Genomic DNA, 9,554 nt, shown 5'->3' on the forward strand with positions numbered 1-9,554 from the left:
GCGGTGAGCGCGCCGCTGCCGCCGACCGCCCGCCCCGGCGGCAGCGTGTGCAGGAGTGCGGCGAACCCGACCATCGGAGCCGTACCGGGTTCCGACATCGGCGGTCCCGACTGTGCGCCGAACCAGGCCAGCGCGGCCTTCAGCCGTTCGTCGTCGAAGTAGCTGTCCAGCAGGGCATCTCCGGACTGCAGAAATTCGCGGGACAGCGCGGCGCCGCCCGCCCGGCTGTCCAGCCCCCAGAACGACCGCAGCAACCGGCCGGGCCCCGGTGGTCCGGCGAAGGCCCGCATCACCCGCTGCGCGCGCGGGCCCCACACCCGGGCGAAGCGCCGGTACGCGTCGGCGTCGCGGGTGCCGCACGCGGCCTCGATCGACGCGCAGGTGGCGTCGAGGTCGCGCTGGAACACGATCGGCGGCCGGTCGGTTCCCGCCGGTGCGGGCGCGAATCCCCAAGGGTCGCAATCGATATAGCGCAGCCCGAACCGCTCCAGCTCCAGTTCCTCGATGATCCCGGTGTGCCGGATCATGATGTGCGCCGAGGAGCCGCGATCGACCAGATGGCCCGGAAACCGCTCCACCGTCGACACCGCTCCGCCGAGCACCTCGTCGCGTTCGAGCACCTCCACCGCATGCCCCGCGCGGGCGAGGTAGCAGGCGGCGACCAGCGCATTATGGCCCGAGCCGACAACCACGACACGCCGCGGCGGCTCGCTCACGGCTGCACCTCGCCGGCGCTCGGTTCCGCCGTGCGCGATGCGCGCTGTGTCGATGGTTCGCTCGCAAGCTCGCTCACGGCCGCACCTCGCCGCCCAGTGCGAAAGGCCCCTTCACGGTGTTTCCATCGGCAGTCGGCGGCCCAGCACCGCGAACCGCCTGGTATCGCCGGAGAAGACGAAATGCCTGATCACATCGGTGAATCCCTGGCGCCGATATAGCCGCCACGCGCGATTGTCCTCGCGGTCGACCTCCGGCGTGGACAGCAGCGCCGCGGACTCCGGCCGGTCCCGCAGCAGCCGGACCAGCAGCGTCTCGCCGATTCCGCGGCCCTGCGCGGCAGGGTGCACGTGCAGCTCGGTGAGTTCGAAGTAGTTCGACAGCAGTTCCTGCGCGGCGTGTTCGGGCCAGCCGGAGCGGCGCATCCCGTTGTGGACCTGCTGATGCCACCACTGATGCGGCGCGCCGCGGTAGCCGTAGGCGATCGCGACGATCGGCGCGGTGCGCAGGTCGAATTCCCCGGTGTCGTCGGGGATCACGGCCGCCACCGCCTGCCAGCCGGGCCGCGTGGTGTGCTCGGTCCACATCGGCGCGCGGTGGTGTTCGGTGCCGCGCGGATAGTCCATGGCCGCGACGTACACCGCCAGCGCGTCGTGCAGCCGGGCGCGTAGTGCGGCGACCGACAGGTCGACGACGACGGGGGCGGGGGTGTGGTGCGGTCTGAGGGCGGTCATGTCAGGACAGCGTGGCTCTCGTTCGACGCGGTGGCCGCGCTCGGACGCGGGGACGAGCGCGGGGCGGAAGTTTGTCGGTGGTCGTCTCTATATTCACACTCAATTGAAACGTTCGAATACCTGTTCGGTCCGTCCGGTCGGCGATGTACTCGACGGGCCCGGGTGTGCGAAGGGTGTGGAGGTGCCGCAATGGCTGGTCGGATCGGGAATCCGGGACGTTCCGGGCGGGCGGGTGGTCTGCTGGACCGCGCCGACGGGCTGCTGCTGCAGTCGGCCGGCGAGGTCGATCCGCGCGAGCGGTTCCGGACCGCATATCTGGCGGCGCTGCGCGGCGCGGGAGCGGTGCTCGCGCTCACCGGCGCCGACCGTGCGCCCCGGGCGCGTTCGCGCAACGCCTGGGTGCTGATGCAGCAGGCCGCGCCCGAGTTCGTGATGTGGGCCGACTACTTCAGTTCCTTCTCCGAGACCCGCGCGGCGATCGAGGCCGGGCTCGATCGGCCGGTCGATGCGCGGCGCGCCGATGAGTTCGCTTCTCGGGTAGGAGCATTCCTGCACGATGTGGAAGACTTGATCAGTACGACGGCTCGATTGCGGCCGATGGAGGGCGGGCTTGCCGACGGCACGGCCTGAACATCGGCGAGTAGGTGGTAGCGCACTGATCGAACTCGTATCATTGGTGGCAGGTAGCCGCCAAGGTCGGCTACTTGTCGTCTACCCGGAGGCGACCACCACGACAAGTGCCGGGGGAGGTACCGTGCCACTCTCCGAGCACGAGCAGCGCATGCTCGAACAAATCGAGAGCGCGCTCTATGCTGAGGACCCCAAGTTCGCCTCGACCGTCCGTGGCGGACGCCTACGTTCGATCACCGGTAGACGCAGACTTCAGGCGGCGGCCTTGTTCGTCCTCGGCCTGGTTCTACTCGTCGCGGGCATCGCCCTGCCCGTGAAGCCGGGCGGTTTTCCCATCATCAGCCTGTTCGGGTTCATCGTGATGTTCGGCGCGGGCGTACTCCTTCTGATGGGTGGCTCGGGTCTGCCGGGCACCGGTCGCAAGGGCGAGGACGCGCAACCGGGCACCGGCGGTGCCCCGGGCGGCGGCGGTCCGAAGAGCAAACCGCGCAAGTCCGGCGGCGGCTTCGCCGCCCGTATGGAGGACCGGTTCAGGCGCCGGTTCGAAGAAGGCAACTAGACCCCGTCGACCTACCGCGACACGCCGTGCGAAGCGCGGCGTGTCGTTTTGTTGTGCGGATCTCTTCCCAGGGCCGGTGGGTATCAGTCACCACGGCCTTCCAGGACACCCCACATCTCCCCACGGGTGCTCCCCACTCCCGCCCACCCCGGCCGTCGAGCCGGTCCGATCTGCGAGTTTGCTGACGGTTGTCGGGTCGTCGGACGAATTTGCGGGATGCGTCGGGGGAACTCGGTGAAATCTCCCCACCTGGGCGATAGCTGACGCGACCTGGGAAATCCGCCACGCGTGGACCGGGATCACCGCGGCTTTCGATTGAAAGTGGGGGAAAGTGGGGTAATGTGGGACGCGCACTGATGGAGGCCGATCAGACGAGGTGATCCAGCAGGAGGTGTCGAGACGGTGTTTCTCGGTACCTACACGCCTCGGCTGGACGACAAGGGGCGACTGACGTTGCCGGCGAAGTTTCGGGACGAACTGGCGGGAGGGTTGATGGTCACGAAGGGTCAGGACCACAGCCTTGCCGTGTATCCCAAGGAGGAGTTCACCGCGCTAGCGCGGCGGGCCTCCGCGGCATCCCGAAGCAACCCGCAGGCAAGGGCTTTCGTCCGGGCCTTGGCGGCCTCCACCGATGAGCAACGTCCGGACGGACAGGGCCGGATCACGCTGTCGGTCGAGCACCGCCGCTACGCGAGCCTGACGAAGGACTGCGTGGTGATCGGCTCGGTCGATTTCCTCGAAATATGGGACAAGCAGGCGTGGGAGTCCTACCTCGCCGAAAACGAGGAGGATTACTCGCTGGCCAGAGACGAGTCGCTGGGCGGGATCTTCTAGCCCCGAGCGAGGCGAATGCCCCGCGGCCTCTGACCGACTGGACCCTGACGTACTTCCCCAACGCCAGGTGCCGATCGTCGGTCAGAGACCACGGGGCATTCACCACCACCGACGTGTCAGTCCAATCGCAGGCGGATCCGGGAGGTCGAGGTGAATCATGCGAACCCGCCTCCCCGTCATGTTCCGGTCCTGCTGCGGCGAGCCGACGAAATCCTCGGTCCCGCACTGGCTTCCGGTGGCGTCCTGGTCGATGCGACGCTCGGGCTGGGCGGCCACGCCGAGCACTTCCTGCGCACCTATCCGTCGATTCGCCTGATCGGACTGGACCGCGACACCGCCGCGCTCGAGCTGGCGGGCGAGCGGCTGCGGCCGTTCGAGGACCGGATCACGCTGGTGCACACCCGCTACGACGGCATCGCCGACGCGCTGGCGACGGCCGGGCTGTCGCCGACCGATTCGGTGCGGGCGATCCTCATGGACCTGGGCGTGTCGTCGATGCAGCTGGACGAGGCCGAGCGCGGCTTCGCGTACTCCGTCGACGCGCCGCTGGACATGCGGATGGATCCCACCGCCGAGCTGACGGCCGCCGACGTGCTGAACACCTACAGCCACGGCGAACTGGCCCGGGTGCTGAAAACCTATGGCGAGGAGCGCTTCGCGGGCCGGATCGCGAGCAAGGTTCTCGAGCGGCGGCAGCAGCGCCCGTTCAGCACGAGCGCGGAGCTGGTGGAGCTGCTCTACGACGCGATCCCGGCCGCCACCCGGCGCACCGGCGGGCACCCCGCCAAGCGCACCTTCCAGGCGCTGCGCGTGGAGGTCAACCGGGAGCTGGAGTCGCTGGAGGCCGCGCTGCCGGCGGCGCTGGACGCGCTGGAGGTGGGCGGCCGCATTGTCGTCATGTCCTATCAGTCACTGGAGGACAAGGTCGTCAAACAGATGTTCGCGCAGCGGTCGGCGTCGCGCACGCCGATGGACCTACCGGTCGAGTTGCCCGGTATGGGGCCGGAATTCACGGTGCTGACCCGGGGGGCGGAGAAGGCATCGGCGCAGGAGATAGAGGACAACCCGCGTGCCGCCCCGGTGCGGATGCGGGCCGTGGAACGGATTCAGGAGGCCGGATGAGTGCGGTGCGGACGGTAGTCCCGGGGCAGCTGACCTGCGGAACAACGCAGGGCCCCGGGAACGCCGCCGCACCTCTCCGGTTCATCGCAGTAGGGGAGGCAGAAAGATGAGCGTGCGCACACGGGTGGACGCACCGCGGCGGGCCGAACGGGAATCGGCACGGCGGGCCGGGCGGGAGGCGACGCGATCGGCGACGATTACGCCCCGCCGGGATGAAAAGGCCGCGCCGCGGCGCGTGAAACAGGCCGAGCGGGTGAAATCCGGTGCGGCGCAGCGGGCTTACGAACGCCGCCGCAACCGGGTCGAGGGCAACGGCGCACTGCCGCCGCTGCCGGGCCGGGCCGCCTCGGCGATGGCGGGGCGGATTCCGTTCGTGGCGGGCATCATCGCGCTGCTGGCGTGCGGGCTGATCTTCACCCTGCTGCTCACCACCCGGGCCGCCGAGGACAGCTACCAGCTCGGCGACGCGCGGCGGATCAACCGCCAGCTCGGCGACGAGCGGGCGGCGCTGCAGCGCGAGGTGGAGGCCGCCGATTCGGCCCCCGACCTGGCCAACCGCGCCCGCGAACTGGGCATGATCCCGGCCAAGGATCCCTCCCGGCTGCTGATCGCCCCCGACGGAACGGTGACCGTGATCGGCAAGGAGACGCCCGAGCACGGCGCTCCGGCGCCGCCGTTGAACACCACCCCGGCGGCGCCGACCGCTGTGCCCCCGAGGCCCGGTCAGGCGAGCGGCGAGCGACTCCTGCCGGTCACGAGCACTCCGGCGGCGGGCGCGAACCAGGCGGTGAGCAACCAGGCCGGGGGCACGAATCAGCTTCCGCCGGTGCAGCTTCCGTCCGGAACGCCGAACCAGGCCGCCCGTCCCGGCGCGAACCAGCCGGTCCCGGTCAATCAGGTGCCGGGCGCGAATCCGGCTGCGGGAGCCCAGGTTCCGTCCGGAACGCCGGATCGGGCCGCCCAATCCGGTACGGATCAGCCGGTTCCGGTCAATCAGGTGCCGGGCGCGAACCCCGCTCCGGCAGGGCAGGCCCCTGCCGCAGCGCAGGACCAGGCCGGAGTTCCCGCCCCGGGTGAGGTGGTTCGATGAGTTCGGCGCGCGGACGCTCGACCTCCTCGCGGCGCGCCCCGGCGCGCCCGCGCAAACGAGCCAGACCCGGGACGGCGGCCGACGCCACGTTCCGGCTCCGGTTCGGCGTCGGCCGGATCCTGATGCTGGTGGCACTGCTCCTGGTCGCGGCCCAATTGCTCTGGGTGCAGACGATCGCCGCCCCGAAGCTGTCGGCGGAGGCGGCGAACCAGCGCACCGTGCACATCGCCGACGACGCGATGCGCGGTCCGATCACCGACCGGAACGGCAAGTCGCTGGCCTTCACCGTGGCCACCAAGGCGCTCACCTTTCAACCCGTCGAGGTCCGCAAACAGCTGGCCGAGGCGCGGGCCAAGTCCGCGAAGGCCCCCGATCCCGATCAGCGGTTGCAGGCGATCGCGAAGATGATCCACGAGAAGCTCGGCAAGGACGGCCCGAAGGAATCGGACCTGCTGGGCATGATGCGCAGCGAGGACAAGTTCACCTACCTCGCCCGCAACGTCGACGCCCGCATCGCCTCCGAGATCAAGGAGAAGTTCCCCGAGGTCGGCACCGACCGCCAGCCCAGCCGCATCTACCCGGGCGGCTCGCTCGCCGCCAATGTGATCGGCGCGACGGGCTGGGACGGCCACGGCGCGATCGGCCTGGAGTCCTCGATGGATTCGGAGCTGGCGGGCACCGACGGCTCGCACACCTACGATCAGGGCTCCGACGGCGCGGTGATCCCGGGCAGCGAGCGCGACCGCCAACCGGCGGTGAACGGCTCCGCGGTGGAGCTGACCCTGGATTCGGATCTGCAGTACTACGTGCAGCAGCAGGTCCAGCAGGCCAAGCAGATGTCGCAAGCGCAGGACGCCTCGGCGGTGGTGCTGGACGCGCACACCGGCCAGGTGCTGGCGATGGCGAACGACAACACCTTCAACCCGCAGCTGGGGCCGAAGAACTGGGGCGCCCCCAATATGGGCAATCCGTCCGTCACCGACGCCTTCGAGCCGGGATCGGTGAACAAGGTCGTCACCGCGGCCTCGGCCATCGAGTACGGCCTGACCACCCCGGACGAGGTGCACCAGGTGCCCGGCGCCATCAGCATGGGCGGCGTCACCGTGAACGACGCCTGGCCGCACGGCGTCACCCCGTTCACCACCACCGGGATCTTCGGCAAATCGTCGAATGTCGGCACCCTGATGCTGTCCCAGCGCGTCGGCGAGGACCGGTACGCCGAGATGCTGAAGCGGTTCGGGCTCGGCCAGCGCACCGGCGTCGGCCTGCCGGGCGAGAGCGGCGGCGTGGTGCCCTCGCGCGATCAGTGGTCGGGCTCGACGTTCGCGAATCTTCCCATCGGCCAGGGCCTTTCGATGACGCTGCTGCAGATGACCGGGATGTACCAGGCCATCGCCAACGACGGCGTGCGGATCCCGCCGCGCATCGTGAAGTCCGAGATCGGGCCGGACGGCAGCCGCACGGACGAGGAGCAGCCCGAGGGGGTGCGGGTGGTGAGCCCGCAGACCGCGCGGACCCTGCGCACTATGTTCCAGTCGGTGGTGCAGCACGATCCGACGGGCGTGCAGCAGGGGACCGGGCCGTCGGGCGGCATCGAGGGCTATCAGATCGCGGGCAAGACCGGCACCGCGCAGCAGATCGACCAGGCCTGCCGCTGCTATTCCGCGGACCGCTACTGGATCACCTTCGCCGGGATCGCCCCCGCCGACAATCCGCGCTACGTCGTCGGCATCATGCTGAACGCGCCGACCCGCAGCGCGGACGGCAGCGGCGGTCAGTCGGCGGCGCCGCTGTTCCACAGCATCGCCTCGTGGGCCCTGCAGCGGGATCGGATCCCGCCCTCTCCTCCGGCGAAACCGCTTGTCCTGCAGGAGATGTAACTGCTCCGACCCGTGGTTTTCGTGAAGGAGCCCGAGCCGGGCGGCTCCCAACCTGTATGCCAGGAACGCGGGGAGGCGGGCTGACGGTAACCTGACACGTCGATCCCCAGTCCGTCACCGTGCGACGGCATAACAGAACCGCATATACCGAGAGGAGCTTCGTGCCCGTGCAGCCCAGCCCGCAGGCGCTGCGCCCGTCGGCGCCGCCGTCGACCGCGCTGCGAAGGGTCGTCGAGCTCGCGGGCGCGCGCCCGAGCCGCGACGACCTCGACGATGTCGTGGTCACCGGCATCGAACAGCGGTCCCACGCCGTGCAACCCGGCGATCTGTTCGCCGGGCTCCCGGGCTCCCAGGCGCATGGCGCCCGGTTCGCCGCCGATGCCATCGAGCGGGGCGCGGTCGCGGTGCTCACCGACCCGGCCGGCGCGGAGCTGATCGGTTCGGTGGCCGTGCCCGTGCTGGTCCGCGACGATCCGCGCGCGGTGCTGGGGGAGCTGTCGGCCGTCATCTACGGCGATCCGTCGCAGCGGCTGCAGGTCATCGGGATCACCGGTACGTCCGGCAAGACCACCACGTCGTATCTGATCGAGGCCGGGCTGGTCGCGGCCGGACGGCAGACCGCGCTGATCGGCACCATCGAGACGCGGATCGGCGGACAGCGCGTGCCCAGCGCGCTCACCACCCCCGAGGCCCCGCAGCTGCACGCCATGTTCGCGCTGATGGTCGAGCAGGGCGTGCAGGACGTGGTGATGGAGGTGTCCAGCCACGCGCTGGCGCTGGGCCGCGTCGACGGCGTGCGATTCGCGGTGGGCGCGTTCACCAATCTGTCGCAGGACCATCTGGACTTCCACGCCGACTTCGAGGACTACTTCGCCGCCAAGCGCCGCCTGTTCGAGCCGGATTCGCCCGTCGCCGCGCAGAACTGCGTGATCTGTGTCGACGATGCGTGGGGCCGCCGCCTGGCGCGCGAGATCGGCGGCCGCACCTCCGTGGTGACGGTGGCGACCACCTCCAGCCCGACGGGCGAGGACGAGCCGGACTGGACCGCGCTCGGTCCCTCCGCCGACGGCGGCGAGCAGACCTTCACCGCGGCCGGACCGGAGACGAAAGTCCAGGTGCAGCTGCGTCTTCCGGGCCACTACAACATCGCCAACGGGCTGCTGGCGGTCGCGGTGTGCGCGGCGGCCGGTGTCGACGCGGCCACCGCCGCCGCGGCCCTGGCGCAGGTGGACGTGCCGGGCCGGATGCAGCGCGTGGACCGGGGGCAGGATTTCCTGGCGGTGGTGGACTACGCGCACAAACCGGCCGCGGTCGAATCGGTGATCGCGACCCTGCGCGAGTACGTGCGCGGCTCGGGCGGCCGGCTGGCCGTGGTGGTCGGCGCGGGCGGGGACCGCGACGCCGGTAAGCGGCCGCTGATGGGTGCGACGGCGGCCCGCGGCGCCGATCTGCTGATCATCACCGACGACAATCCGCGCAGCGAGGAGCCCGCGGCCATCCGCGAGGCGATCCGCGGCGGCGCGCTGGGAATCGCGGAGGCCGAGCGCGGCGAGGTCACCGAGATCGGTGATCGGGCGGCGGCCGTCGCGGCGGCCGTGGACTGGGCGCGACCGGGTGATGTCGTGCTGGTGGCGGGGAAGGGGCACGAGACTGGGCAGGAGATTGCGGGTGTGAAGTATCCGTTCGATGACCGCGAGGTGCTGGCGGAGGCCCTCTCTCGGAAAACGAAGGACCTGACGGTTTCATGATCGAGCTGACCCTGCGGGAGATCGCGGATATCGTGGGCGGCACGCTGCACGATGTTCCGGACCCCGCGGTGACCGTGACCGGCGCGGTCGAATTCGATTCGCGCCGTGTCGATCCCGGTGACCTGTTCTTGGCACTGCCCGGCGAGCGCGCCGACGGGCACGATTTCGCGGCGGGCGCGATCGAGTCCGGCGCGGTGGCCGTGCTGGCCGCGCGGCCGGTGGGTGTGCCCGCGATCGTGGTGG

The 9,554-nt window shown here is 70.4% G+C and carries 10 protein-coding genes; 8 read left to right on the plus strand and 2 right to left on the minus strand.

Annotated features, from left to right (window positions below):
- On the minus strand, positions 1 to 716 hold a 716-nt coding region (locus tag NM1_RS40340), incomplete at its 3' end, for a phytoene desaturase family protein (protein ID WP_157124128.1).
- 111 nt (positions 717 to 827) lie between these two features.
- A complete protein-coding gene (locus tag NM1_RS40345) occupies positions 828 to 1,448 on the minus strand; it encodes a GNAT family N-acetyltransferase (protein ID WP_068033054.1) in 621 nt (206 codons plus the stop codon).
- A 189-nt stretch (positions 1,449 to 1,637) separates the two neighbouring features.
- Between NM1_RS40345 and NM1_RS40350 the strand changes: the two genes are divergently transcribed.
- From NM1_RS40350 to NM1_RS40385, 8 genes are all read left to right on the plus strand, one after another.
- On the plus strand, positions 1,638 to 2,078 hold the full coding sequence (locus tag NM1_RS40350) for an SAV_6107 family HEPN domain-containing protein (protein ID WP_068033056.1): 441 nt from the start codon (positions 1,638 to 1,640) through the stop codon (positions 2,076 to 2,078).
- Positions 2,079 to 2,202: 124 nt separating this feature from the next.
- Complete coding sequence (locus tag NM1_RS40355) at positions 2,203 to 2,637, plus strand: SCO2097 family morphological protein (RefSeq protein WP_068033058.1); 435 nt, start codon at positions 2,203 to 2,205, stop codon at positions 2,635 to 2,637.
- Between the two features lie 402 nt (positions 2,638 to 3,039).
- Entirely contained in the window at positions 3,040 to 3,471 is a 432-nt protein-coding gene (mraZ, locus tag NM1_RS40360; protein ID WP_068033060.1) for a division/cell wall cluster transcriptional repressor MraZ, read from the plus strand.
- Positions 3,472 to 3,621: 150 nt separating this feature from the next.
- Positions 3,622 to 4,593 (plus strand): 16S rRNA (cytosine(1402)-N(4))-methyltransferase RsmH, encoded by a 972-nt coding sequence (gene rsmH, locus NM1_RS40365; protein ID WP_084520506.1) that lies wholly within the window; start codon positions 3,622 to 3,624, stop codon positions 4,591 to 4,593.
- Between the two features lie 106 nt (positions 4,594 to 4,699).
- Entirely contained in the window at positions 4,700 to 5,683 is a 984-nt protein-coding gene (gene ftsL / locus NM1_RS43410) for a cell division protein FtsL (protein WP_068033064.1), read from the plus strand.
- Positions 5,680 to 7,563 (plus strand): peptidoglycan D,D-transpeptidase FtsI family protein, encoded by a 1,884-nt coding sequence (locus NM1_RS40375; RefSeq protein ID WP_068033066.1) that lies wholly within the window; start codon positions 5,680 to 5,682, stop codon positions 7,561 to 7,563. Before ftsL ends, NM1_RS40375 begins: the two co-directional genes overlap by 4 nt.
- Positions 7,564 to 7,724: 161 nt before the next feature.
- A complete protein-coding gene (locus NM1_RS40380) occupies positions 7,725 to 9,311 on the plus strand; it encodes a UDP-N-acetylmuramoyl-L-alanyl-D-glutamate--2,6-diaminopimelate ligase (protein ID WP_068033068.1) in 1,587 nt (528 codons plus the stop codon).
- The coding region (locus NM1_RS40385; protein ID WP_255286284.1) for a Mur ligase domain-containing protein at positions 9,308 to 9,554 on the plus strand (247 nt) is incomplete at its 3' end. The genes NM1_RS40380 and NM1_RS40385, both read left to right, overlap by 4 nt.

It is taken from the genome of Nocardia mexicana NBRC 108244 (assembly GCF_001613165.1).
Classification (GTDB): domain Bacteria; phylum Actinomycetota; class Actinomycetes; order Mycobacteriales; family Mycobacteriaceae; genus Nocardia; species Nocardia mexicana.